The following is a 23,020-nucleotide window of genomic DNA, read 5'->3' as shown; positions in this document are numbered from 1 at the left end:
CCTGATGGCATACGGCTACTCAATAGTTCTGCCGCGATTCAGAAAGACCCTACATTTCCAGGTAACTTTACTTACAGACGAATCATCGCGACTGGGCCTTGGCCCGCATTTTTACCGCCATTTCGGCCATTTCGTCATACAGCCGCTCAGGGGCCTGACGCTTCAGTTGCCAGGCCTGGCGCCCAGCCTCATGGGGCAGGATCAGGAACTCGCCAGCCGCGACCTGGTGGTGGATGTGCTCGGCGATGTCCGCCGCATTGATTGGCGAGCCTTCAAGCAGTTTGCCAACCTGGGCTTTCATCGCCGGGTTCGGCCCACGGAAAGAGTCCAGCAGGTTGGTCTGGAAGAACGACGGGCACACCACGTGCACCGCCACCTCCAGTTGGCGTAGCTCGACCAGCAGGCTTTCCGACAGGGCCAGCACGCCGGCCTTGGCCACGTTGTAGTTGCTCATGCCCGGGCCCTGCATCAGCGCGGCCATCGAGGCGATGTTGATGATTCGCCCCTTGCTGCGCTCCAGCAGCGGCAGGAAGGCCTTGCAGCTCTTGACCACGCCCATCAGGTTGACCGCGATCTGCCAGTCCCAGTCTTCAAGCGACAGCTCGGCAAAGAAGCCGCCCGAGGCGACGCCAGCATTGTTGACGATCACGTCGATGCCACCGAACTGCTCGGTGCAGGCCTGCGCCAGGGCGGTGAGCTGGCTGTAGTCGCGCACGTCGCAACGCTGGACAAAGCCCTCGCCACCGGCTGCGCGGGCCAGCTCCAGGGTTTCGCGCAGGCCGGCTTCGTTGACATCGGCCAGCGCCAGGCGCCAACCCTCACGTGCCCAGCGCAGGGCGATCTCGCGACCGAGGCCGGACCCGGCGCCGGTGATCATGATGCGGTTTTGCATGGTGGCTGGCCTTGTTCTGATGGGTTGTGCAGCGAGTCTAATCAAGGCTTGGGGGGCTGGCAGGGTTCATCAGGGTAGTGAATGGACGGGCATGACTGCGTGGTTGGGCTGTGCCAGCCTCTTCGCGGGTAAACCCGCTCCCACAAGATCACCACAGGCCTGAAGGTTGCGCTGTTCTTGTGGGAGCGGGTTTACCCGCGAAGAGGCCGGCACGGGCGCTACACAAATGGAATCTTTCACAAACTCCGGCAGTCCTTATTTACAAGAGGCCAGCAGTCCGAGGCCCTTGACCCTCAACCACGCAAGGACTCCGTCATGACCACGATTCTCATCATCATCCTGATCCTTCTGCTGATTGGTGGCTTACCGGTCTTCCCGCACTCGCGCAGCTGGGGCTATGGCCCGTCCGGCATCATCGGCGTGGTGCTGGTAATTCTGCTGGTGTTGTTGCTACTAGGCATGATCTAGCGGCAAAAACACAAAAAAACCGCGCCGAAGCGCGGTTTTTTTATTGCCTGAAGGATCAGTGCGAAACAGCACCCGAAGCACCCAGGCCAGTCTGCGAACGCACGAACTGCGGGAAGAACAGCGCACGTTCGTCTTCGGCAGCCTTGGACTTGTCGGTGACCGAGAAGAACCAGATGCTGACGAAGGCAATGGCCATGGAGAACAGTGCCGGATACTCGTACGGGTAGATCGGCTTCTCGTGGCCGAGGATCTGCACCCAGATGGTAGGGCCGAGAACCATCAGCGTCACCGCGCTCACCAGGCCCAACCAGCCGCCGATCATGGCGCCACGGGTGGTCAGCTTCTTCCAGTACATCGAGAGCAGCAGTACCGGGAAGTTGCAGCTGGCCGCAATGGAGAACGCCAGGCCGACCATGAAGGCGATGTTCTGCTTCTCGAACAGGATGCCCAGGCCGATCGCCAGTACGCCCAGGGCGACGGTGGTGATCTTCGATACGCGGATCTCGTCCTTGTCGTTGGCCTTGCCCTTGCGCCATACGCTGGCATACAGGTCGTGGGACACTGCCGAAGCACCGGCCAGGGTCAGGCCGGCGACCACTGCCAGGATGGTGGCGAAGGCAACAGCCGAGATGAAGCCGAGGAACACGCTGCCACCCACGGCGTTGGCCAGGTGCACCGCTGCCATGTTGTTACCACCCAGCAAGGCACCAGCGGCGTCCTTGAAGTCCGGGTTGGTGCTGACCAGCAGGATGGCGCCAAAGCCGATGATGAAGGTGAGGATGTAGAAGTAGCCAATGAAGCCGGTGGCGTACAGCACGCTCTTGCGCGCTTCCTTGGCGTCACTGACGGTGAAGAAGCGCATCAGGATGTGCGGCAGGCCGGCGGTACCAAACATCAGCGCCAGGCCCAGCGAGAACGCCGAGATCGGGTCCTTGACCAGGCCGCCCGGGCTCATGATCGCCTCGCCCTTGGCGTGCACCTTGATCGCTTCGGAGAACAGGGTGTTGAAGTCGAAGCCCACGTGCTTCATCACCATCAGCGCCATGAAGCTGGCACCGGACAGCAGCAGCACGGCCTTGATGATCTGTACCCAGGTAGTGGCCAGCATGCCGCCGAACAGCACGTACAGGCACATCAGGATACCCACCAGGATCACCGCCACGTGGTAGTCCAGGCCGAACAGCAGCTCGATCAGCTTGCCGGCACCGACCATCTGCGCGATCAGGTAGAAGGCCACAACCACCAGCGAACCGGAGGCCGACAGGGTGCGAATCTCCTTCTGCCCGAGGCGGTACGAGGCCACGTCGGCGAAGGTGTACTTGCCCAGGTTGCGCAGGCGTTCGGCGATCAGGAAGAGGATGATCGGCCAGCCGACCAGGAAGCCGATCGAGTAGATCAGGCCGTCGTAGCCGGAGGTGAACACCAGTGCGGAAATACCCAGGAACGAGGCCGCCGACATATAGTCGCCGGCAATCGCCAGGCCGTTCTGGAAGCCGGTGATCTTGCCACCGGCGGCGTAGTAGTCAGACGCCGACTTGTTGCGCTTGGAGGCCCAGTAGGTGATGCCAAGGGTGAAGGCGACGAAGGCCACGAACATGGCGATCGCAGAGACGTTCAGCGGTTGCTTCTGCACCTCGCCGGTCAGGGCATCGGCGGCCCACACGGCGGGTGCGAAAACTCCGCAGGCCAGTACGGCCAAGGTTTTGGCGTGGCGAATCATTGTTGCGCCTCCTTCAGGATGGCCTTGTTCAGCTCATCGAATTCGCCGTTGGCGCGGCGTACGTAGATGGCGGTCAGGACGAATGCCGAGACGATCAGGCCGACGCCCAGGGGAATGCCCCAGGTAATCGATGACTCAGGGCTGAGCTTGGTGCCCAGTATCTGAGGACCGTAGGCGATCAGAAGGATGAAGGCGCAATACAGGCCGAGCATGATCGCCGATAGAATCCAGGCGAACCGTTCGCGTTTGGTAACCAGCTCCTTGAAGCGGGGGCTGTTTTGTATCGAGAGGTAAATGCTGTCGTTCATTGTTTTTGTCCTAGCAGCACAGATAGGGGTGGAACCCACGACCCTTACTTTATGCGGCTATGGAACGCCAACCAGACGACCTTAGTCTTAGATGCAACGGTGTTTTACCAGTTGCGTAACAAAGTTATGGCCCTTTCGCGGGTGAACCCGCTCCCACAGGGGATTTGCGCAAGCCCGAAGACTGCGCAAATCCCTGTGGGAGCGGGTTCACCCGCGAAGCAGCAAAACTGGCCCTGACGGGTTGTTACTTGCCGGTCCACTCCTTCACGCGATCAGGGTGCTTGGCCACCCAGTCCTTGGCCGCCGCTTCAGGCTTGGCGCCTTCCTGGATAGCCAGCATCACTTCGCCAATTTCGTCCTTCGACTGCCAGTTGAACTTCTTCAGGAACTCCGCCACTTCCGGGGCCTTGGTCGCCAGTTCCTTGCTGCCGATGCTGTTCACGGTTTCCGCTGCGCCATATACGCCTTTCGGGTCTTCGAGGAACTTCAGTTTCCACTTGGCGAACATCCAGTGCGGTACCCAGCCGGTCACCGCAATCGACTGCTGCTTGTTATAGGCTCGGCCCAGTTCCGCCGTCATCGCCGCACCGGAGCTGGCCTGCAGCTTGTAACCGGTCAGGTCGTAGTCCTTGATGGCCTGCTCGGTTTTCAGCATCACCCCGGAGCCGGCATCGATGCCGACAATCTTCTGCTTGAAGGTGTCGTCGGTCTTGAGGTCGGCGATGCTCACCGCCTTGACGTACTCGGGGACGATCAGGCCAATCTTGGCGTCCTTGAAGTTCGGGCCGTAGTCGACCACGTTGTCCTTGTTCTTGGCCCAGTACTCGCCATGGGTCACCGGCAACCAGGCCGACAACATGGCATCCAGCTTGCCGGTTGCCACGCCCTGCCACATGATCCCGGTGGCCACGGCCTGCAACTTCACGTCGTAGCCGAGCTTCTGCTTGATCACTTCGGCGGCCACGTTGGTGGTAGCCACGCTGTCAGCCCAACCATCCACGTAACCAATGCTTACTTCTTTGGCCATCGCCTGTGCCGCCCCCATGGCCAGTACCATGGCAGTGCCCACACCCAGGAAACGTCGCATTCTTGTATTAGCAGCCATCAAAGCATCCCCTCGTCAGGTCTCGGAATTTGCATCATCGTCCTGCAACAATAGTCGACCTGCTCCAGCTGCGACCTGTATGCGCGCCATATGCGACAGCACTATGCCATTAGCGCCATCGGCCTGCGGCGACCTGCGCGATCCTTGCATGCCAAAGGTTTGGCGCCGGGCTACTATCTACCCTTTTGCGCCTGACGATGGACCGCCCGATGCCCAGTTCTACCCGCCTGCTGCTGCCGTTGTACCTGCTTGCCTGCCTGCTCGCCCTGCTCGGGCTCGGAGGGCTCTGGTACGGGCTTGGCAAGCCGGTGCAACTACCGGACGCGGCCAGCCCGACGCACAAGCTGCAATGCGCTTCGTACACCCCGTTCGACAAGGACCAGTCGCCCTATGACCAGCCGTTCCGCCTGCGCCCGGCCCGCATGGATGCCGACCTGGCGTTGCTGGCTGAGCGTTTCCAGTGCATCCGTACCTATTCCCAGACCGGTCTTGAGGCAATCCCGGCACTGGCGCGCAAGCATGGCCTGAAGGTGATGCTGGGAGCCTGGGTCAACGCCCACCCGGCCGACACAGAAAAAGAAATCGAGCTGCTGATCGCCGCCGCCAACGCCAACCCCGATGTGGTCAGTGCGGTGATCGTCGGCAACGAGACGCTGCTGCGCAAGGAGGTGACCGGCGCACACCTGGCCACGCTGATCGCCCGGGTGAAAAGCCAGGTCAAGGTGCCGGTGACCTACGCCGATGTGTGGGAGTTCTGGTTGCAACACCCGCAGGTGGCGCCGGCGGTGGACTTTCTGACTATCCACCTGCTGCCTTACTGGGAAGACGACCCGCGTGGCATCGACGAAGCCTTGGCCCATGTCGCCGATGTGCGCCGGGTGTTTGGCACGCGCTTCGCGCCCAAGGACATCCTGATCGGCGAAACCGGCTGGCCCAGCGAAGGCCGCCAGCGCGAGACCGCGCAGCCCAGCCGGGTCAACGAGGCGCGCTTCATTCGCGGGTTCGTGGCCATGGCCGAAAGCAACGGCTGGCACTACAACCTGATCGAGGCGTTCGACCAGCCATGGAAACGCGCCAATGAGGGGGCGGTCGGTGGTTACTGGGGGCTGTACGATGCCGACCGGCAGGACAAGGGCGTGCTCGAAGGGCCGGTGAGCAACCTGCCCTACTGGCCGCAGTGGTTGCTGGCCAGTGCCGTGCTGATGGTATTGATGCTGATGCTTGCCGGGCGCCCCGCCACCCCGACGGCTGCCATGCTGCTGCCGTTGTTGGCGGCGTTTGGGGCAGGCTGCCTGGGGCTTTGGGGCGAGCTGATGCGTACCCATGCGCGCTTTGCCGGGGAGTGGCTGTGGGCGGTGTTGCTGGCCGGGCTGAACCTGCTGGTGCTGGCCCATGCCGTGCTGGCCCTGGCGCGGCGCACGGGCTGGCGCGAGCGCCTGTACGCCTGGCTGCGGGCGCGGGCCGGCTGGCTGTTGCTGGCGGCGGGTTTTGCCGCAGCGGTGAGCATGCTGGCGATGGTGTTCGACCCACGCTATCGCAGCTTCCCGAGCGCAGCGTTGGCGTTGCCGGCGCTGGTGTTTGCACTGTGGCCGGTGCGGGCGCGGCGGGCGGAGGTGGCGTTGCTGGCGTTCATCGTCGGTGCCGGGGTGGCGCCGCAATTGTTTGTTGAGGGGTTGGAGAACCAACAGGCCTGGGGGTGGGCCGGGGTGAGTGTGCTGATGACCGCGGCCTTGTGGCGGAGCTTGCGCCTTGCTCGCACGGCCTGAAAATACACATCCCTGTAGGAGCGGCCTTGTGTCGCGATGGGCCGCAAAGCGGCCCCAGGATTAGCGCAATGGCATAGATTGCCGGGGCCGCTCTGCGGCCCATCGCGACACAAGGCCGCTCCTACAAAGTCCGCGTAGCACCAGCGTCCCGCACCAACCGCAGCCCCGCCAGCACCAGCGCGAACACGGCAATGCTGGCGGTATACAGCACCAGCGCCGGCACCGCGAAGACCAACGCCACCACCGCCAGCCACCAGCCTCCGCGGCCGGCAACCACCTGCGCCAGAAGCGCCAGCCCCAGCCCGCCCCAGGCCATCACCTGGTGATGAATGCCCAACCCCAGCAACGACCGCACCTCGCATTGCCAGTACGCCGCCGGGGCCGTGCACAGCCCCACCCACTGCCCGTCCTCCATCAGCCCGTAGCGCACGCCATAACTGGCAGCAAGCCAAAGCCCCACAAACAGCACAAGCAGCGCAGCCGGCAGCGAACGAGACATCCAGTTCTCCAATAGCGGTAATCGAAAGCATCCATGATCGCCGATGCCCAGTTGTAAGGCAAAATCACATTCCTGCAGCTATGTTGCAGATAACAAGCACACCAAAGACCACCGCAGCTGGCAACTTTGCCCGGCCCGTTGTGGTCCTAGCCTGCACACTGCTCGACCTTGCGTTCTTTTGGGGGATTACATGCTTCGATCTTTGCGCCTCGCTGCCTTGCTCGGCGGCCTGCTCATGGCTGTGGCCGCTTCGGCGCGGGATATCGACGCCGCGAGCTATGGCTACCCCTTGACCAACCCGTTCGAGGCAACCATCGCCACCACGCCGCCGGACCAGCGCCCCACCCTGCCCGGCGACGACGAAATCAGCCAGTCCGACTACAGCCTCAACCTGCGCCCGGACCGTGAGTTCACCCTGCCCGACAATTTCTGGGCAGTGAAGAAGCTCAAGTACCGCCTGGCCCGCCAGGACCACGAGGCGCCGCTGATCTTCATCATCGCCGGCACCGGTGCGCCCTACACCAGCAGCATCAACGAATACCTGAAAAAGCTGTTCTACCAGGCCGGCTTCCACGTAGTGCAGCTGTCCTCGCCCACCAGCTATGACTTCATGAGCGCCGCCTCGCGCTTCGCCACCCCAGGCGTCAGCCAGGAGGATGCCGAAGACATGTACCGGGTGATGCAGGCCGTGCGCGCCCAGCACCCACGCCTGCCGATCAGCGAGTTCTACCTCACCGGCTACAGCCTGGGCGCACTCGACGCTGCCTTCGTCAGCCACCTGGACGAAACCCGCCGCAGCTTCAATTTCAAGCGCGTGCTGCTGCTGAACCCGCCGGTCAACCTGTACACCTCGATCAACAACCTGGACAAGCTGGTGCAAACCCAGGTCAAGGGCATCGACCGCAGCACCACCTTCTACGAGCTGATGCTGACCAAGCTGACCCGCTACTTCCAGGAAAAAGGCTACATCGACCTCAATGAAGCCCTGCTGTACGACTTCCAGCAGTCGCGCCAGCACCTGTCCAACGAGCAGATGGCCATGCTGATCGGCACCTCGTTCCGCTTCTCGGCGGCCGACATTGCCTTCACCTCCGACCTGATCAACCGGCGCGGCCTGATCATTCCGCCGAAGTTCCCGATCACCGAAGGCAGCAGCCTCACGCCGTTCTTCAAGCGCGCCCTGCAGTGCGACTTCGACTGCTACATGACCGAGCAGGTCATCCCCATGTGGCGCGCCCGCACCGACGGCAACAGCATCCTGCAACTGGTCAACCAGGTAAGCCTGTATGCGCTGGAAGACTACCTGAGCAGCAGCGACAAGATCGCCGTGATGCACAACGCCGACGACGTCATCCTCGGCCCTGGTGACATCGGCTTCCTGCGCAAGGTGTTCGGGGACCGCCTGACCCTTTATCCCCATGGCGGCCATTGCGGCAACCTCAACTACCGCGTCAACAGTGACGCCATGCTGGAGTTCTTCCGTGGTTAACAAACTCCTCTTTGCCACTGCCCTGTTCGCCGCCGGCCAGGCCATGGCCGCCGAAACCGCCCCTCGGGCCAGCGTGGTCGAGGCCGACCCGCAAGTCACCGAAGCACCGTTGACGCCCGAGGCCGATGGTTTCGTCGACCCGCTGCGCGAGCTGAAATTCAACCCGGGGCTGGACCAGCGCGAGTTCGAGCGCTCCACCCTGCAAGCACTGAATGTGTACGACCCGCTGGAATCGCTCAACCGGCGCGTCTACCACTTCAACTACCGCCTGGACCAATGGGTGCTGCTGCCGATGGTAAGCGGCTACCAGTACGTCACCCCACGCTTCGTGCGCACCGGGGTGACCAACTTCTTCAACAACCTGGGCGACGTGCCAAACCTGTTCAACAGCGTGTTGCAGTTGAAGGCCAAGCGCTCGGCAGAGATCACCGCACGGCTGATGTTCAACACCATCATCGGCGTGGGTGGGCTGTGGGACCCGGCGACCAAGATGGGCCTGCCGCGGCAAAGCGAAGACTTTGGCCAGACCTTGGGCTTCTACGGCGTACCGGACGGGCCGTACCTGATGCTGCCGGTACTGGGGCCGTCGAACCTGCGCGATGCCACCGGGCTGGTGGTGGACTATGCGGGCGAACAGGCGATCAACTACCTGAACGTGGCCGAAGCCAGCAGCGACCACCCGGAAATCTCCGTGCTGCGCGTGGTGGACAAGCGCTACAGCACCAAATTCCGATATGGCCAGCTCAACTCGCCGTTCGAGTACGAGAAGGTGCGGTATGTGTATACCCAGGCGCGCAAACTGCAGATAGCCGAGTAAGCAGGCCAGGCCTCTTCGCGGGTAAACCCGCTCCCACAGGGACTGCACCACCCACAGGTATCGTGCGATCCCTGTGGGAGCGGGTTTACCCGCGAAGAGGCCGGCACAGGCAACATCAAATCCCCAGGAACTGGCAAAGCTCGCGCTTCTTGGCCAAGGCATCCTTTCGCCCCAGTTCGATCAGCTCGCTGCAATAACTGGCCTCGAACAGCAAATAGCTCAACACCCCCGCCCCGCTGGTACGCGTCGCCCCCGGCCCGCGCAGGAACATGCGCAACGCCGCCGGCAACTCGCGCCGGTGCCGCGCGGCAATCTCGTCCAGCGGCTGGCTGGGCGCTACCACCAGCACATCGATTGGCGCCAGGCCCAGGCGCCGGGCGTCCAGGTGCGCCGGCAACAGATGGCTCAAGTGGTTGAGGCGCTGAAGCAGCTCGATGTCGTCTTCCAGGCTGTCAATGAACGTACTGTTGAGCATGTGCCCCCCGATCTGCGCCAGACTCGGCTGCTGCCCGCTGAACACCCGCTGGGTCGGCAATGGTGGCGCCGGCCGCTGCGGGTTGCCGCTGACCCCGACTACCAGTACCCGGCTGGCGCCCAGGTGCAGGGCCGGGCTGATCGGCGCCGATTGGCGTACCGCGCCATCACCGAAATATTCGTCGCCCAGCCGCACCGGGGCGAACAGCAACGGGATGGCTGCGCTGGCCAGCAGGTGGTCGATGGTCAACGGCGTGGGCATGCCGATGCGGCGGTGGCGCAACCAGGCTTCGATGGTGTCGCGGCCCTGGTAGAAGGTCACCGCCTGGCCGGACTCGTAGCCAAAGGCGGTTACCGCAACGGCGCGCAGTTGTTCGGCAGCCAGGGAGTGGGCGATACCGTCCAGGTTCAAGTGCGCCTGCAGCAAGCCGCGCAATGGGCTGCTGTCCAGCAGCGCCACTGGCGCCGGGCCACCCACGCCCAGCAGGTTGTGGGCGACGAAGCGGCTGGCCTGGCGGACCACCCCGGGCCAGTCGCTGCGGATCACCAGATGGCTGCGAAAGTTCTGCCAGAAGGCGGTGAGCCGCTGTACGGCGTCGCTGAAATGGGTGGCGCCGCTGGCCAGGGTGACGGCGTTGATGGCGCCGGCGGAGGTGCCGACGATGACCGGGAAGGGGTTGTGTGCGCCAGGCGGCAGCAGCTCGGCAATGCCGGCCAGCACGCCGACCTGGTAGGCAGCGCGGGCGCCGCCGCCAGAAAGGATAAGACCGGTTACCGGGGGTGGGGCCATAGGAGTCCTTCCTGGGGTTGGTGTGCTGTCAGTGCCGACCTATTCGCGGGTGAACCCGCTCCCACAAGTTCTCCACAGGCCTTGAAGGCTATGCAATACCTGTGGGAGCGGGTTCACCCGCGAATAGGCCGGCACAGGCAAAGCACGGCTCAGCGCTTTTTCTTCTCATACAGCCGCGGCGCCCCTTCGGGCCGCGACTTGAACCGGCGATGCGCCCACAGGTACTGCTCGGGGCATTCGCGCAACACGCTTTCCACCCACTGGTTGATGCGCAGGCAGTCAGCCTCTTCGCTCTCCCCGGGGAAGTCCGCCAGCGGCGGGTGGATCACCAGCCGATAGCCGCTGCCATCCTCCAGGCGCTTCTGGGTGAACGGAATCACCTGCGCCTTGCCCAACCGGGCAAACTTGGTGGTGGCAGTCACCGTCGCCGCCGGGATGCCGAACAGCGGCACAAACAGGCTCTGCTTGGCGCCATAGTCCTGGTCGGGTGCGTACCAGATCGCCCGGCCCGAACGCAGCAGCTTGAGCATGCCGCGCACGTCCTCGCGCTCCACCGCCAGCGAGTCGAGGTTATGCCGCTCGCGGCCGCTGCGCTGGATGAAGTCGAACAGCGGGTTGCCGTGTTCGCGGTACATGCCGTCGATGGTGTGTTGCTGGCCCAGCAATGCGGCGCCGATTTCCAGGGTGGTGAAATGCACGGCCATCAGGATGGCCCCCTGCCCCGCCTGCTGAGCGGCCTGCAGGTGCTCCAGCCCCTCGACATGGGCCAGACGCGCCAGCCGGGCCTTGGGCCACCACCAGCTCATGGCCATTTCGAAGAAGGCGATACCGGTAGAGGCAAAATTGGCCTTGAGCAGGCGCTGCCGTTCGTCGATCGACAGCTCCGGGAAGCACAGCTCCAGGTTGCGCGCGGCAATGCGCCGCCGCTCACCGGCAAAGCGGTACATCACCGCTCCCAGCGCGGCACCGACTTTCAACAGGACCCGGTACGGCAACTGGACCACCAGCCACAGCAGGCCCAGGCCCAGCCACAGGCCCCAGAAACGTGGGTGAAGGAAATAGGGACGAAAACGCGGGCGTTCCATTGAAGCTTCCGGAAAGACAAAGGCCGCGCATTCTACAACGGATCAGCGCATGTTGCGGGCAACCGGTCTTATCGTTATAAGTCAGGGCACTTTTTTCGCAACAAGCCGTCTATGCAGACCATGAGCCCAAACCACACACCCGACACCGCCTCCGTGTTCCAGCTCAAGGGCAGCATGCTCGCCATTACAGTGCTGGAACTGGCGCGCAATGACCTTGAAGCCCTCGACCGCCAACTGGCGGCCAAAGTCGCCCAGGCACCGAACTTCTTCAGCAACACGCCGCTGGTGCTGGCGCTGGACAAGCTGCCGGCCGACGAGGGGGCAATCGACCTGCCCGGCTTGATGCGCATCTGCCGCCACCACGGCCTGCGTACCCTGGCCATCCGTGCCAACCGCATCGAGGACATCGCCGCTGCCATCGCCATCGACCTGCCGGTGCTGCCGCCATCAGGAGCCCGCGAACGGCCGCTGGAGCCTGAACCCGAAGTGAAGAAGCCCGAGCCGGCCCCCGTCCCGCCGCCAATCCTCGAGCCCGAGGTGCGCCCGACCCGCATCATCACTGCGCCAGTACGGGGCGGCCAGCAGATCTACGCCCAGGGTGGCGACCTGGTGGTGACCAGTTCGGTCAGCCCGGGGGCGGAACTTCTGGCCGATGGCAACATCCATGTGTACGGCGCCATGCGCGGCCGTGCCCTGGCCGGCATCAAAGGCAATACCAAGGCGCGTATCTTCTGCCAGCAGATGACCGCCGAAATGGTCTCCATCGCCGGCCAGTACAAGGTCTGCGAAGACTTGCGCCGCGACCCGCTGTGGGGCACCGGCGTGCAAATCAGCCTGTCTGGCGACGTGTTGAACATCACCCGTCTTTAACGGATACTTGCCAGCATTTTTAGTGCAACTTTTTATCGTTGCCATTTATTTGTATTTTTGCAGGGACTTGTGTCCCGATTATTTTAGGGGTGAAACACCTTGGCCAAGATTATCGTGGTTACTTCCGGCAAGGGGGGTGTGGGCAAGACCACCACCAGCGCCGCCATTGGTACCGGCCTCGCACTGCGCGGCCACAAGACCGTCATCGTCGACTTCGACGTGGGCCTGCGTAACCTCGACCTGATCATGGGCTGCGAACGCCGCGTGGTGTACGACTTCGTCAACGTGGTCAACGGCGAGGCCAACCTGCAACAGGCCCTGATCAAGGACAAGCGCCTCGAGAACCTGTTCGTGCTGGCCGCCAGCCAGACCCGTGACAAGGACGCGCTGACCCAGGAGGGCGTGGAAAAGGTGCTGATGGAGTTGAAGGAAACCTTCGATTACGTCATCTGCGACTCGCCGGCCGGTATCGAGAAAGGCGCGCACCTGGCGATGTACTTCGCCGACGAAGCCGTCGTGGTGACCAACCCCGAGGTTTCCTCGGTACGCGACTCCGACCGCATGCTGGGCATCCTGTCGAGCAAGTCGCGCCGCTCCGAGAACGGCGAAGAGCCGATCAAGGAACACCTGCTGATCACCCGCTACCACCCGGAGCGCGTGGAAAAGGGCGAAATGCTGAGCATCGCCGACGTCGAAGAGATCCTGGCGATCAAGCTCAAGGGTGTGATCCCCGAGAGCCAGGCAGTGCTCAAGGCTTCCAACCAGGGTATCCCGGTGATCCTCGACGACCAGAGCGATGCCGGCCAGGCCTATAGCGATACCGTCGACCGTCTGCTGGGCAAAGAAAAGCCCCTGCGGTTCATCGAAGTGCCGAAGCAAGGATTCTTCGCGCGCCTGTTTGGAGGCAAGTAAACCATGAACCTTTTTGACTTCTTTCGTGGCAGACAGAAACAGACCAGCGCGTCGGTAGCGAAAGAGCGTCTACAGATCATCGTGGCGCACGAGCGCGGCCAACGCAGCGAACCGGACTACCTGCCAGCGCTGCAGAAAGAACTGCTGGAAGTGATCCGCAAGTATGTGAACATCGGCAACGATGACGTGCATATCGAGCTGGAAAACCAGGGTAGCTGCTCGATTCTGGAACTGAACATCACCTTGCCGGATCGCTGATTTCGCGACCTGGCCTGGATCATTGGGGCTGCTTTGCAGCCCATCGCCGGCAAGCCAGCTCCCACAGGGTCCGCGCTGTACCTGTGGGAGCTGGCTTGCCGGCGATGGGCCGCAAAGCGGCCCCAATGGTTTCCCCGATATCACAGAGATACTGCAATGCCGCTGTCCAACATCCAGATCCTGCACGAAGACGCCGCCATCCTGGTGATCAACAAACCGACCCTGCTGCTGTCGGTACCCGGCCGCGCCGAGGACAACAAGGACTGCCTGATCACCCGCCTGCAGGAAAACGGCTACCCCGACGCGTTGATCGTGCACCGCCTGGACTGGGAAACTTCCGGCATCATCCTGCTGGCCCGGGACGCCGACAGCCACCGTGAGCTGTCGCGCCAGTTCCACGACCGCGAAACCGAAAAGGCCTACACCGCGCTGTGCTGGGGCCAGCCGGCGCTGGACAGCGGCAGCATCGACCTGCCGCTGCGCTACGACCCGCCGACCAAGCCACGGCATGTGGTGGACCACGAGCAGGGCAAGCATGCGCTGACCTTCTGGCGCATCGTCGAGCGCTGCGGTGATTACTGCCGGGTAGAGCTGACACCGATTACCGGGCGTTCGCATCAGTTGCGCGTGCACATGCTGTCGATCGGGCACCCGCTGCTGGGCGACCGGTTGTATGCCAATCCCGAGGCGCTGGCGGCCCATGAGCGGCTGTGCCTGCATGCCTCGATGCTGAGCTTTACCCACCCGGTAACCGGGGAGCGGTTGAAGTTCGAGTGCCCTGCGCCTTTCTGAATTCGTATTGCCTGTACTGGCCTCTTCGCGGCTAAAGCCGCTCCCACAGGGACTGCACAGCCCTCAAGAGCGGTGCGGTCCCTGTGGGAGCGGCTTTAGCCGCAAAGAGGCAGACACAATTTACTGACCCAATACGCTAAACTCGCGCCACTGCTGTCTGGAGTGAGCCATGCGCGACGCACTGAATTCTAGCCTTGTCGATTTCCTCAAGGCCTCCCCCACGCCCTTCCACGCCACCGCCAGCCTGGCCCAGCGCCTGGAAGCTGCCGGCTACCAACGCCTGGACGAGCGCGACAGCTGGGCCACAGTGCCTGGCGGCCGCTACTACGTCACCCGTAACGACTCGTCGATCATCGCCATCAAGCTGGGCAAGCAGGCACCGTTGCTGAATGGCATCCGCATGGTCGGCGCCCACACCGACAGCCCGTGCCTGCGGGTCAAGCCGCAGCCCGAGCTGCAGCGCCAGGGCTTCCTGCAGCTGGGCGTCGAAGTGTATGGCGGCGCCCTGCTGGCGCCATGGTTCGACCGCGACCTGTCGCTGGCCGGCCGGGTCACCTACCGCCGTGACGGCAAGGTCGAGAGCCAGCTGATCGACTTCAAGCTGCCAATCGCAGTCATCCCCAACCTGGCAATCCATCTCAACCGCACCGCCAACGAAGGCTGGGCGATCAACCCGCAGAACGAGCTGCCGCCAATCCTTGCCCAAGTGGCGGGTGACGAGCGCATCGACTTCCGCGCCCTGCTCACCGAGCAACTGGCCCGCGAGCACGAGCTGATCGCCGATGTGGTGCTGGATTACGAGCTGAGCTTCTACGACACCCAAGACGCCGCGCTGGTGGGCCTGAACGGCGACTTCATCGCCGGTGCGCGCCTGGACAACCTGTTGTCGTGCTATGCCGGCCTGCAGGCCCTGCTGGCCGCCGACAGCGATGAAACCTGTGTGTTGGTGTGCAATGACCACGAAGAAGTGGGCAGCTGCTCGGCCTGCGGCGCCGACGGCCCGATGCTGGAGCAGACCCTGCAGCGCCTGCTGCCGGATGGCGACGCCTACGTGCGTACCATCCAGCGCTCGCTGATGGTGTCGGCCGACAACGCCCACGGCGTGCACCCCAACTACGCCGACAAGCATGACGGCAACCACGGGCCCAAGCTCAACGCCGGGCCGGTCATCAAGGTGAACAACAACCAGCGCTACGCTACCAACAGCGAAACCGCCGGGTTCTTCCGCCACCTGTGCATGGCCGAGGAAGTGCCGGTGCAGAGCTTCGTGGTACGCAGCGACATGGGCTGTGGCTCGACCATCGGGCCGATTGCTGCCAGCCACCTGGGCGTGCGTACGGTGGATATCGGCTTGCCGACCTTTGCCATGCATTCGATTCGCGAACTGTGCGGCAGCCATGACCTGGCGCACCTGGTGAAGGTGCTGAGCGCCTTCTACCGTTGCCGCGAGTTGCCTTGATGTTGATGTAGGCAGGCTCGGCCTCTTCGCGGGTAAACCCGCTCCCACAGCGACCGCACAACTTTCAGCAGTTGTGCCATGCCTGTGGGAGCGGGTTTACCCGCGAAGAGGCCAGACCTGCCCAAGGTCAATCCCGCTTCGCCTGCTACCCGCTATGCTTGTTACATGGCCCTACTGCAAAAGGATTGCTGTCCATGTCCCCGTTCCTTTCCCTGTTCGTGCCGGTGTTCCTGTTCCTCATGCTGCTGACCATCGGCTTCAGCCTGCGCGAGCGCAACATCGGTGTGCTGATGATGTGGGTCGGCACCCTGGGTATCTTCGGCCTCACCTGCTGGAAAATCCTGGAGCAACTGCCGTCGTGAACCTCTACACTCGGCCAATCGTTTGACCTGAGGTAGTTTTGCCAGTGCCTGCCCTTCTGCGTTGCCTGTTCCTGCTGCTGTTCCTGTTTGTCACCCCGCTACAGGCTGCGGGCCTGCCTGGCCTGCTTGGTGGCAGCACGCCCGCGCAGCCAGAGGCCAGCGAACCGCTGGGCAAGTCGCTGGACGAGGTGATCAGGAACCTGGAAAACGACCAGCAGCGGGCCAAGCTGCTGGCCGACCTGAAAAAGCTGCGCGACGCCACCAGGCAATCGCAGCCCACCGTCGAGCAGGGCGTGCTCGGCCTGATCGGCGGCGCCCTGCATGACTTCGAAAAGCAGTTCAGCGGCGATGCCAGCCCGTTCCGTCGCTGGGCCGCGGAAATCGAACAGGCCCAGGTCGAGCTGACCGAGCTGGTGGTGCCGGTGCACCAGTGGCCGGCCATCCTGTTCGGCTTTGCCGCCGTCATCGCCGTGTGGAGCGTGCTGGCCTATGCCTTCAACTGGGTCGGGCACCGGGTACGCCTGCGTTTTGGCCTGAGCGAGGAACTGCCGCAGCACCCGCGCACCTGGGACCTGGTGCGCTTTGCCCTGCGCAAGCTGGGCCCATGGCTGGTTGCGCTGGTGTTCACCGTGTACCTGAGCTTCGTGCTGCCGCCGTCGCTGGGCAAGTCGCTGGCCATGGTGCTGGCCTACGCACTGGTGGTCGGCACCTGCTTCTCGGCCATCTGCGTGATCGCCTTCTCGCTGCTCGACGGCCCCCATCGCCACCGCGCCCTGCACATCCTGCGCCACCAGGCATTTCGCCCGCTGTGGCTGATCGGCAGCTTCGCCGCGTTTGGCGAAGCGATGAGCGACCCGCGCCTGACGGTCGCCCTCGGCACCCACCTGGCCCACGCGCTGGCCACCTTGGCCAACGTGATTGCGGCGCTGTGCACGGGGCTGTTCATCCTGCGTTTCCGCCGCCCGATCGCCCACCTGATCCGCAACCAGCCACTGTCACGGCGCCTGACCCGGCGCACGCTCAGCGACACCATCGAAATCCTCGGCAGCTTCTGGTTCGTGCCGGCACTGATCCTGGTGGCGATTTCGCTGTTCGCTACGTTCATCTCGGCCGGTGACACCAGCACTGCCTTGCGCCAGTCACTGATGTGCACGGTGCTGGTGGTGGTGTGCATGGTGCTCAACGGCCTGGTACGCCGCCACGCTGCCAACCCCAAGCGCGCCAACAAGCGCCAGGCGGTGTACGCCGAGCGCCTGCGCAACTTCGGCTACCTGCTGGTGCACCTGTTCATCTGGCTGGTGTTCATCGAGCTGGGGCTGCGCGTGTGGGGCCTGTCGATGATCAGCTTCGCCGAAGGCGACGGCCACGACATAAGCGTGCGCCTGCTGGGCCTGGCCGGCACGCTGATCGTCGCCTGGCTGGTGTGGATCCTTGCCGACACCGCCGTGCACCACGCCTTGGTGCGTTCGCGCCGGGGCCTGGCCAACGCCCGCGCGCAAACCATGATGCCGTTGATCCGCAACGTGATGTTCGTGGTCATTTTCATCATTGCGGTAATCGTCGCCCTGGCCAACATGGGCATGAACGTCACCCCGCTGCTGGCCGGTGCCGGTGTGATCGGCCTGGCCATCGGCTTTGGTGCGCAGTCGCTGGTGGCTGACCTGATCACCGGGTTGTTCATCATCATCGAGGACTCGCTGGCAATAGACGACTACGTGGATGTGGGTGGGCACCTGGGCACGGTGGAGGGGCTGACCATCCGTACCGTGCGCCTGCGCGACATCGACGGGATCGTGCATACCATCCCGTTCAGCGAGATCAAGAGCATCAAGAACTACTCGCGCGAGTTCGGCTACGCGATCTTCCGCGTGGCGATCCCGCACAGCATGAACATCGACCAGGCAATCACGCTGATTCGCGAAGTGGGGCAGAAGCTGCGCAATGACCCGCTGATGCGCCGCAACATCTGGTCGCCGCTGGAGCTGCAGGGGGTGGAGAGCTTCGAGTCGGGGTCGGCGATCCTGCGGGCGCGGTTCAAGACTGCGCCGATCAAGCAGTGGGAGGTTTCGCGGGCGTTCAACCTGGCGTTGAAGCGGCAGCTGGACGAGGCGGGGCTGGATTTGGCGACGCCAAGGTTGTCAGTGCAGGTAGTGACTGCCGGTTCCTCCAGTTAGGGCCTCTTCGCGGGTGAACCCGCTCCCACAAGTACTGTGCAGGCTGAAACCTGTGCGGTCCCTGTGGGAGCGGGTTTACCCGCGAAGAAGCCAACACTTCATCCCGCCTGGGCTCGAATGCGGATGGCATCATGCCGCCAATACTCCAGGTCACAGTCGATCAGGTGCCCATGCTGGTCACTGTTGACCCGGGTGATATGCAACCCGGGGCTTCCCGCCGACACCTTCAAGGCGCTGGCCGCCTCCACTGGCAATGCCGTCGGCAAGATCTCGAAGCACACCTGCCCATACTGGATGCCATACACCCGCCCATAAATCTCGGTCAGCGACTGGGCCAGGTCCTGTTCGAGAATCTCCGGGAAGTACCGGGGGTTGAGGTAGTGCTCGGCATACAGCACCGCTCGCCCATCGATCCGCCGCAACCGGCAGATACGCACCACGCTGGACAACGCCGGCAGCTGCAAGCGCGCACAGATGGCCGCCGAAGCCGGCTGCAGCCGCGCCGACAACAGCCCGGTACTGGGCACCCGCCCTTGGTCGCGGACCATGGCATGGAAGTGGCTGCGCTCGATCAGGTCGTAGGTCAGCCGTTCGGGCGCGACGAACCAGCCGCGACGCTCTTCGCGGTAGATCAACCCTTGGGCTTCCAGCTGCACCAGCGCCTCACGCAGGGTAATGCGCGTGGTGTCGAACACCTCGCTGAGCTTGCGCTCGGCCGGCAGCTTGCCGCCCGGCGCCAGCAGGCCGTGCTCGATCTGTTCCTGCAGGGCGTGGCAGATGGCTGTTACCGCACGCGGTGGCATCGACTGCATCAAAGGTTACCTATCTGGACTAGTCCAGCCCCAGAACAGGGCACTTGGAGAATAGTGCAAGCCTAGGCAGGGCTGATGAACATCCCGTGACAAAGGCTTTGGCCAGACACTGCCAGAAACGCGCCAAGCCAGCAGAACCGGGGCGGCTGCGTGGTCTACGCTGTAGCTTCAGGGCCGTCATCGGCCCTTCCCTACATCAAACTGTCACGCAAGCAGCCTACCTTGGCTCAAGGTTTGCTGACCTAGACCAACGGTCACCAGACAACGGCTTCACTCATAACAACCATCGCTAAAGGCACCCACCCAAGGAGCTTCGGATGAAAAAGTTGTTCATGGCGTCACTGCTCGGTTCGGCCATCGCCCTGTGTACCACGGCCATGGCCGCCGATACCGACCTCAAGGCCCTGGAAGACGCCGCCCGCAAGGAAGGCAACGTCAACAGTGTGGGCATGCCCGATGCCTGGGCCAACTGGAAAGGCACCTGGGAAGACCTGGCCAGCAAGTACGGCCTCAAGCACAGCGACACCGACATGAGCTCGGCCCAGGAAATTGCCAAGTTCGAAGCCGAGAAGGACAACGCCAGCGCCGACATCGGCGACGTGGGTGCTGCCTTCGGCCCGATTGCCGTGAGCAGGGGCGTGAGCCAACCGTACAAACCGAGCACCTGGGACCAGGTGCCGAGCTGGGCCAAGGACAAGGACGGCCACTGGGCACTGGCCTATACCGGCACCATCGCCTTCATCATCAACAAGGACCTGGTCAAGGAAGGCGAGCGGCCAACCTCCTGGCACGACCTGGAAAAAGGCAAGTACAAGGTTGCCATCGGTGACGTCGGCACCGCAGCCCAGGCCGCCAACGGCGTGCTGGCTGCGGCGATCGCCTACAGGGGTGACGAGACCAACCTGGCACCGGGCCTGCAGCTGTTCACCAAGCTGGCCCAGCAGAAGCGCCTGTCGCTGGCCAACCCGACCATCCAGACCCTGGAGAAGGGCGAGGTGGAGGTGGGCGTGGTGTGGGACTTCAACGGCCTGAGCTACCGCGAGCAGATCGACCCCAAGCGTTTCGAAGTGCTGATCCCGTCGGATGGCTCGGTGATCTCCGGCTATACCACCGTCATCAACAAGTACGCCAAGCACCCCAATGCGGCCAAGCTGACGCGTGAGTACATCTTCAGCGACGCCGGGCAGATCAACCTGGCCAAGGGGCATGCGCGGCCGATCCGTGCCGAGCACCTGAAGCTGCCGGCAGACGTGCAGGCCAAGCTGCTGCCGAATGAGCAGTACAAGGCGGCGCAGCCGATCAAGAATGCCGAGGCCTGGGAAAAGACCTCCAAGGCACTGCCGCAGATGTGGCAGGAGCAAGTGATCATCGAGATGGAGTAAGGGGCTAGCTTTTGTAGTGCCTGATCCGGCCCTTTCGCGGGTGAACCCGCTCCCACAGGGACAGCGTGCACCTCAACGCTGGCGCACAACCCTGTGGGAGCGGGTTTACCCGCGAAGAAGCCAACGCGATTCATGACTGGAGCCACCATGCAACACAACGTCATCCTGGTCCTGCTCGACGGCCTCAACTACCAGGTCGCCCACCACGCCATGGGCCACCTGCACGCCTACGTCGAGGCCGACCGTGCCGCGCTGTACCGCGTGGAATGCGAACTGCCGTCGCTGTCGCGGCCGCTGTACGAGTGCATCCTCACCGGCGTGCCTCCGATCGACAGCGGCATCGTGCACAACAACGTCAACCGCCTGTCCAACCAGCGCAGCGTGTTCCACTACGCCCGCGAGGCCAACCTCGGCACTGCGGCGGCGGCCTATCACTGGATGAGCGAGCTGTACAACCGCTCGCCCTTCGACCCGCAGCGTGACCGCCATACCCACGCACCGAAACTGCCGATCCAGCACGGGCTGTTCTACTGGGACGACCGTTACCCCGATTCGCACCTGCTGGCCGACGGCGAGTACCTGCGCCGCCGCCACGCCCCCAACTTCCTGCTGGTGCACCCGATGAGCATCGACGATGTCGGCCACCACCATGGCCTGGACAGCAGCCAGTATCGCAACGCCGCGCGCAGCGCCGACATCCTGCTGGCCGACTACCTGCCAGCCTGGCTCGAAGAGGGCTACCAGGTACTGGTTACCGCCGACCACGGCATGAACAACGACCGCTCGCACAATGGCCTGCTGACCGAGGAACGCGAAGTGCCACTGTTCGTCTTCGGCGATGCCTTCAGCCTCGACCCTGCGGCCAAACCGCTGCAGACCGAGCTGTGCGGAACCATCTGCGAGCTGCTTGGCGCGCCGCATGACAAGAGCGTCTGCCGGGAGCTGCTGAAGTGACCACACCCAAGCGCGGCAGCGCCCGTAGCCGCTACCTGGCCTTGCTGTGCCTGCTACCGTTCGCCGTGTTCTTCGTCATCTTCCAGATTGCCCCGCTGGCCTGGGTGGCGATCAACAGCCTGCAATCGGAAGCGGGCTGGGGCATGGACAACTTCAGCAAGGTATTCGCCTCGAAGTTCTACTTGCAGGCTCTGCAACGCAGCCTGGAGATCAGCTTCTGGTCGAGCCTGTTCGGCATCGTCATCGCCACCCTCGGCGCCTACTCGCTGCGCCAGGTGGACTCGAAGCTGCGCGACTTCGTCAGCGCCTTCGCCAACATGACCAGCAACTTCGCCGGGGTGCCGCTGGCCTTCGCCTTCATCATCCTGCTCGGTTTCAATGGCGCGCTGACCCTGCTGCTGAAGCAGGTCGGCCTGCTGGAAGACTTCAGCATCTATTCCAAGAGCGGGCTGATCCTGGTGTACACCTACTTCCAGATCCCGCTTGGCGTGTTGCTGCTGTACCCCGCGTTCGACGCCCTGCGCGAAGACTGGCGCGAGTCGGCCGCGCTGCTGGGCGCCAGCCACTGGCAATTCTGGCGGCATATCGGCTTGCCGGTGCTGGCTCCGGCACTGTTGGGCACCTTCGTCATCCTGTTGGCCAACGCCCTCGGTGCCTATGCCACCGTGTACGCGCTGACCACCGGCAACTTCAACGTACTGCCGATCCGCATCGCCGGCCTGGTGGCTGGTGACATCAGCCTCGACCCCAACCTGGCCAGCGCCCTGGCGATGGTCCTGGTGGGGCTGATGACGCTGGTCACGGTGGTGCATCAATGGCTGCTGAAAAGGAGCTACCATGCGCGCTGACGCCCGTTCCGGCGGCTGGTACCACCGCGCCGTGGTCTACCTGCTGTTCCTCATCCTGCTGCTGCCGCTGGCCGGCACCCTGCTCTACTCGCTGGCCACCAGCTGGTCGGCCAGCCTGCTGCCCAGCGGCCTCACCTTCAAATGGTACATCGCACTGTGGAGCGAGCCGCGCTTCCTGGCGGCCTTCGGCCAGTCGCTTCTGGTGTGCGTGGGCGCGCTGCTGCTGTCGGTGGTGCTGATCCTGCCGCTGCTGTTCGTGGTGCACTACCACTTCCCGAGGCTCGACGCGCTGATGAACATCCTCATCCTGCTGCCGTTCGCGGTGCCGCCGGTGGTGTCGTCGGTGGGGCTGTTGCAGCTGTATGGCAGCGGGCCCATGGCCATGGTCGGTACACCGTGGATCCTGATCGGCTGCTACTTCACCATCGCCCTGCCGTTCATGTACCGGGCCATTACCAACAACCTGCAGGCGATCAACCTGCGCGACCTGATGGACGCCGCCCAGCTGCTGGGCGCCAGCACCTGGCAGGCAGCGCTGCTGGTGGTACTGCCGAACCTGCGCAAGGGCCTGATGGTGGCGTTGCTGCTGTCGTTCTCGTTCCTGTTCGGCGAGTTCGTGTTCGCCAACCTGCTGGTCGGCACCCGCTACGAGACCCTGCAGGTGTACCTGAACAACATGCGCAACAGCAGCGGCCACTTCAACAGCGCGCTGGTGATCTCTTACTTCGCCTTCGTGCTGGTACTGACCTGGGGCGCCAACCGCCTGAACAAGGACAAGACCTGA

General features: G+C 63.5%; 23 protein-coding genes. 15 read left to right on the top strand and 8 right to left on the bottom strand.

Translation table 11 applies throughout. The annotated features are described in order from the left end of the window. Positions 1–82 precede the first annotated feature (82 nt). The gene (locus tag R9B85_RS19045) at positions 83–892 is read right to left on the bottom strand and encodes an SDR family oxidoreductase (RefSeq protein WP_423770444.1); all 810 of its coding nucleotides are present in this window, start codon (positions 890–892) and stop codon (positions 83–85) included. Between the two features lie 315 nt (positions 893–1,207). On the opposite strand from R9B85_RS19045, the gene R9B85_RS19040 reads away from it, so the two are divergent. Next, positions 1,208–1,360 carry a DUF3309 family protein gene (locus R9B85_RS19040; RefSeq protein ID WP_003252624.1) on the top strand — a complete coding sequence of 51 codons (153 nt, stop codon included), beginning with the start codon at positions 1,208–1,210 and terminating at the stop codon, positions 1,358–1,360. Between the two features lie 55 nt (positions 1,361–1,415). Here the strand turns inward: R9B85_RS19040 and R9B85_RS19035 are convergent, their stop codons facing one another. The 3 genes from R9B85_RS19035 to R9B85_RS19025 form a co-directional block, all read right to left on the bottom strand. Further along, positions 1,416–3,080 carry a cation acetate symporter gene (locus R9B85_RS19035; protein ID WP_252379019.1) on the bottom strand — a complete coding sequence of 555 codons (1,665 nt, stop codon included), beginning with the start codon at positions 3,078–3,080 and terminating at the stop codon, positions 1,416–1,418. Continuing rightward, positions 3,077–3,388: a DUF485 domain-containing protein gene (locus tag R9B85_RS19030; protein WP_003260090.1), complete on the bottom strand. Its 312-nt coding sequence runs from the start codon at positions 3,386–3,388 to the stop codon at positions 3,077–3,079. Before R9B85_RS19030 ends, R9B85_RS19035 begins: the two co-directional genes overlap by 4 nt. Before the next feature lie 244 nt (positions 3,389–3,632). Beyond that, entirely contained in the window at positions 3,633–4,493 is an 861-nt protein-coding gene (locus R9B85_RS19025; RefSeq protein ID WP_112249330.1) for a glycine betaine ABC transporter substrate-binding protein, read from the bottom strand. A 197-nt stretch (positions 4,494–4,690) separates the two neighbouring features. Here R9B85_RS19025 and R9B85_RS19020 point away from each other — a divergent pair, with 197 nt between their 5' ends. Then, positions 4,691–6,259: a beta (1-6) glucans synthase gene (locus tag R9B85_RS19020; RefSeq protein ID WP_423770443.1), complete on the top strand. Its 1,569-nt coding sequence runs from the start codon at positions 4,691–4,693 to the stop codon at positions 6,257–6,259. 121 nt (positions 6,260–6,380) lie between these two features. On the opposite strand, the gene R9B85_RS19015 is transcribed toward R9B85_RS19020, so the two are convergent. Continuing rightward, positions 6,381–6,758: a hypothetical protein gene (locus tag R9B85_RS19015; protein WP_423770442.1), complete on the bottom strand. Its 378-nt coding sequence runs from the start codon at positions 6,756–6,758 to the stop codon at positions 6,381–6,383. A 190-nt stretch (positions 6,759–6,948) separates the two neighbouring features. Between R9B85_RS19015 and R9B85_RS19010 the strand changes: the two genes are divergently transcribed. Both R9B85_RS19010 and R9B85_RS19005 read left to right on the top strand, forming a co-directional pair. Beyond that, entirely contained in the window at positions 6,949–8,247 is a 1,299-nt protein-coding gene (locus tag R9B85_RS19010; protein ID WP_112249332.1) for a serine/threonine protein kinase, read from the top strand. Further along, the gene (locus tag R9B85_RS19005) at positions 8,240–9,064 is read left to right on the top strand and encodes an MlaA family lipoprotein (RefSeq protein ID WP_112249333.1); all 825 of its coding nucleotides are present in this window, start codon (positions 8,240–8,242) and stop codon (positions 9,062–9,064) included. The genes R9B85_RS19010 and R9B85_RS19005 overlap by 8 nt, the downstream gene beginning before the upstream one ends. Positions 9,065–9,179: 115 nt before the next feature. Here R9B85_RS19005 and R9B85_RS19000 read toward each other — a convergent pair whose 3' ends face one another. Both R9B85_RS19000 and R9B85_RS18995 read right to left on the bottom strand, forming a co-directional pair. Beyond that, complete coding sequence (locus R9B85_RS19000) at positions 9,180–10,328, bottom strand: patatin-like phospholipase family protein (protein ID WP_112249334.1); 1,149 nt, start codon at positions 10,326–10,328, stop codon at positions 9,180–9,182. 149 nt (positions 10,329–10,477) lie between these two features. Beyond that, complete coding sequence (locus R9B85_RS18995) at positions 10,478–11,413, bottom strand: lipid A biosynthesis lauroyl acyltransferase (RefSeq protein WP_112249335.1); 936 nt, start codon at positions 11,411–11,413, stop codon at positions 10,478–10,480. 111 nt (positions 11,414–11,524) lie between these two features. Between R9B85_RS18995 and minC the strand changes: the two genes are divergently transcribed. The 7 genes from minC (at position 11,525) to R9B85_RS18960 (ending at position 18,240) form a co-directional block, all read left to right on the top strand. After that, entirely contained in the window at positions 11,525–12,283 is a 759-nt protein-coding gene (gene minC / locus R9B85_RS18990; RefSeq protein ID WP_112249336.1) for a septum site-determining protein MinC, read from the top strand. Positions 12,284–12,382: 99 nt separating this feature from the next. Beyond that, on the top strand, positions 12,383–13,195 hold the full coding sequence (minD, locus tag R9B85_RS18985) for a septum site-determining protein MinD (protein ID WP_133970635.1): 813 nt from the start codon (positions 12,383–12,385) through the stop codon (positions 13,193–13,195). A 3-nt stretch (positions 13,196–13,198) separates the two neighbouring features. Further along, entirely contained in the window at positions 13,199–13,453 is a 255-nt protein-coding gene (minE, locus tag R9B85_RS18980; protein ID WP_003252572.1) for a cell division topological specificity factor MinE, read from the top strand. Between the two features lie 156 nt (positions 13,454–13,609). Then, positions 13,610–14,245 (top strand): RluA family pseudouridine synthase, encoded by a 636-nt coding sequence (locus R9B85_RS18975; RefSeq protein ID WP_112249338.1) that lies wholly within the window; start codon positions 13,610–13,612, stop codon positions 14,243–14,245. A 169-nt stretch (positions 14,246–14,414) separates the two neighbouring features. Next, positions 14,415–15,704 (top strand): M18 family aminopeptidase, encoded by a 1,290-nt coding sequence (locus tag R9B85_RS18970; protein ID WP_423770441.1) that lies wholly within the window; start codon positions 14,415–14,417, stop codon positions 15,702–15,704. A 194-nt stretch (positions 15,705–15,898) separates the two neighbouring features. Further along, complete coding sequence (locus tag R9B85_RS18965) at positions 15,899–16,066, top strand: hypothetical protein (protein WP_166674223.1); 168 nt, start codon at positions 15,899–15,901, stop codon at positions 16,064–16,066. A gap of 44 nt (positions 16,067–16,110) precedes the next feature. Next, complete coding sequence (locus R9B85_RS18960; RefSeq protein ID WP_112249340.1) at positions 16,111–18,240, top strand: mechanosensitive ion channel family protein; 2,130 nt, start codon at positions 16,111–16,113, stop codon at positions 18,238–18,240. Positions 18,241–18,338: 98 nt separating this feature from the next. On the opposite strand, the gene R9B85_RS18955 is transcribed toward R9B85_RS18960, so the two are convergent. Then, positions 18,339–19,052: a UTRA domain-containing protein gene (locus R9B85_RS18955; protein WP_112249341.1), complete on the bottom strand. Its 714-nt coding sequence runs from the start codon at positions 19,050–19,052 to the stop codon at positions 18,339–18,341. Positions 19,053–19,369: 317 nt separating this feature from the next. Here R9B85_RS18955 and R9B85_RS18950 point away from each other — a divergent pair, with 317 nt between their 5' ends. The 4 genes from R9B85_RS18950 to R9B85_RS18935 all read left to right on the top strand — a co-directional run bounded on the left by R9B85_RS18950 (position 19,370) and on the right by R9B85_RS18935 (position 23,020). Then, positions 19,370–20,434 (top strand): ABC transporter substrate-binding protein, encoded by a 1,065-nt coding sequence (locus R9B85_RS18950; protein WP_423770440.1) that lies wholly within the window; start codon positions 19,370–19,372, stop codon positions 20,432–20,434. A gap of 147 nt (positions 20,435–20,581) precedes the next feature. Then, on the top strand, positions 20,582–21,388 hold the full coding sequence (locus R9B85_RS18945) for an alkaline phosphatase family protein (RefSeq protein ID WP_207877088.1): 807 nt from the start codon (positions 20,582–20,584) through the stop codon (positions 21,386–21,388). Continuing rightward, positions 21,385–22,236 carry an ABC transporter permease gene (locus tag R9B85_RS18940; RefSeq protein WP_252379453.1) on the top strand — a complete coding sequence of 284 codons (852 nt, stop codon included), beginning with the start codon at positions 21,385–21,387 and terminating at the stop codon, positions 22,234–22,236. The genes R9B85_RS18945 and R9B85_RS18940 overlap by 4 nt, the downstream gene beginning before the upstream one ends. Then, a complete protein-coding gene (locus R9B85_RS18935) occupies positions 22,226–23,020 on the top strand; it encodes an ABC transporter permease (RefSeq protein WP_423770439.1) in 795 nt (264 codons plus the stop codon). Before R9B85_RS18940 ends, R9B85_RS18935 begins: the two co-directional genes overlap by 11 nt.

The organism is Pseudomonas sp. NLJ1, from assembly GCF_049486705.1.
GTDB lineage: Bacteria > Pseudomonadota > Gammaproteobacteria > Pseudomonadales > Pseudomonadaceae > Aquipseudomonas > Aquipseudomonas inefficax.
The sequence above is the reverse complement of the archived record's forward strand: the minus strand, read 5'-3'. Positions and strand labels throughout refer to the sequence as shown.

Bases quoted from the DNA above. Each gene is read 5' to 3' on its own strand.
- R9B85_RS19045 (WP_423770444.1), bottom strand. From the start codon at position 892: ATGCAAAACCGCATCATGATCACCGGCGCCGGGTCCGGCCTCGGTCGC.
- R9B85_RS19040 (WP_003252624.1), top strand. From the start codon at position 1,208: ATGACCACGATTCTCATCATCATCCTGATCCTTCTGCTGATTGGTGGC.
- R9B85_RS19035 (WP_252379019.1), bottom strand. From the start codon at position 3,080: ATGATTCGCCACGCCAAAACCTTGGCCGTACTGGCCTGCGGAGTTTTC.
- R9B85_RS19030 (WP_003260090.1), bottom strand. From the start codon at position 3,388: ATGAACGACAGCATTTACCTCTCGATACAAAACAGCCCCCGCTTCAAG.
- R9B85_RS19025 (WP_112249330.1), bottom strand. From the start codon at position 4,493: ATGGCTGCTAATACAAGAATGCGACGTTTCCTGGGTGTGGGCACTGCC.
- R9B85_RS19020 (WP_423770443.1), top strand. From the start codon at position 4,691: ATGGACCGCCCGATGCCCAGTTCTACCCGCCTGCTGCTGCCGTTGTAC.
- R9B85_RS19015 (WP_423770442.1), bottom strand. From the start codon at position 6,758: ATGTCTCGTTCGCTGCCGGCTGCGCTGCTTGTGCTGTTTGTGGGGCTT.
- R9B85_RS19010 (WP_112249332.1), top strand. From the start codon at position 6,949: ATGCTTCGATCTTTGCGCCTCGCTGCCTTGCTCGGCGGCCTGCTCATG.
- R9B85_RS19000 (WP_112249334.1), bottom strand. From the start codon at position 10,328: ATGGCCCCACCCCCGGTAACCGGTCTTATCCTTTCTGGCGGCGGCGCC.
- R9B85_RS18995 (WP_112249335.1), bottom strand. From the start codon at position 11,413: ATGGAACGCCCGCGTTTTCGTCCCTATTTCCTTCACCCACGTTTCTGG.
- minC (WP_112249336.1), top strand. From the start codon at position 11,525: ATGCAGACCATGAGCCCAAACCACACACCCGACACCGCCTCCGTGTTC.
- minE (WP_003252572.1), top strand. From the start codon at position 13,199: ATGAACCTTTTTGACTTCTTTCGTGGCAGACAGAAACAGACCAGCGCG.
- R9B85_RS18975 (WP_112249338.1), top strand. From the start codon at position 13,610: ATGCCGCTGTCCAACATCCAGATCCTGCACGAAGACGCCGCCATCCTG.
- R9B85_RS18970 (WP_423770441.1), top strand. From the start codon at position 14,415: ATGCGCGACGCACTGAATTCTAGCCTTGTCGATTTCCTCAAGGCCTCC.
- R9B85_RS18965 (WP_166674223.1), top strand. From the start codon at position 15,899: ATGTCCCCGTTCCTTTCCCTGTTCGTGCCGGTGTTCCTGTTCCTCATG.
- R9B85_RS18955 (WP_112249341.1), bottom strand. From the start codon at position 19,052: ATGCAGTCGATGCCACCGCGTGCGGTAACAGCCATCTGCCACGCCCTG.
- R9B85_RS18950 (WP_423770440.1), top strand. From the start codon at position 19,370: ATGAAAAAGTTGTTCATGGCGTCACTGCTCGGTTCGGCCATCGCCCTG.
- R9B85_RS18945 (WP_207877088.1), top strand. From the start codon at position 20,582: ATGCAACACAACGTCATCCTGGTCCTGCTCGACGGCCTCAACTACCAG.
- R9B85_RS18935 (WP_423770439.1), top strand. From the start codon at position 22,226: ATGCGCGCTGACGCCCGTTCCGGCGGCTGGTACCACCGCGCCGTGGTC.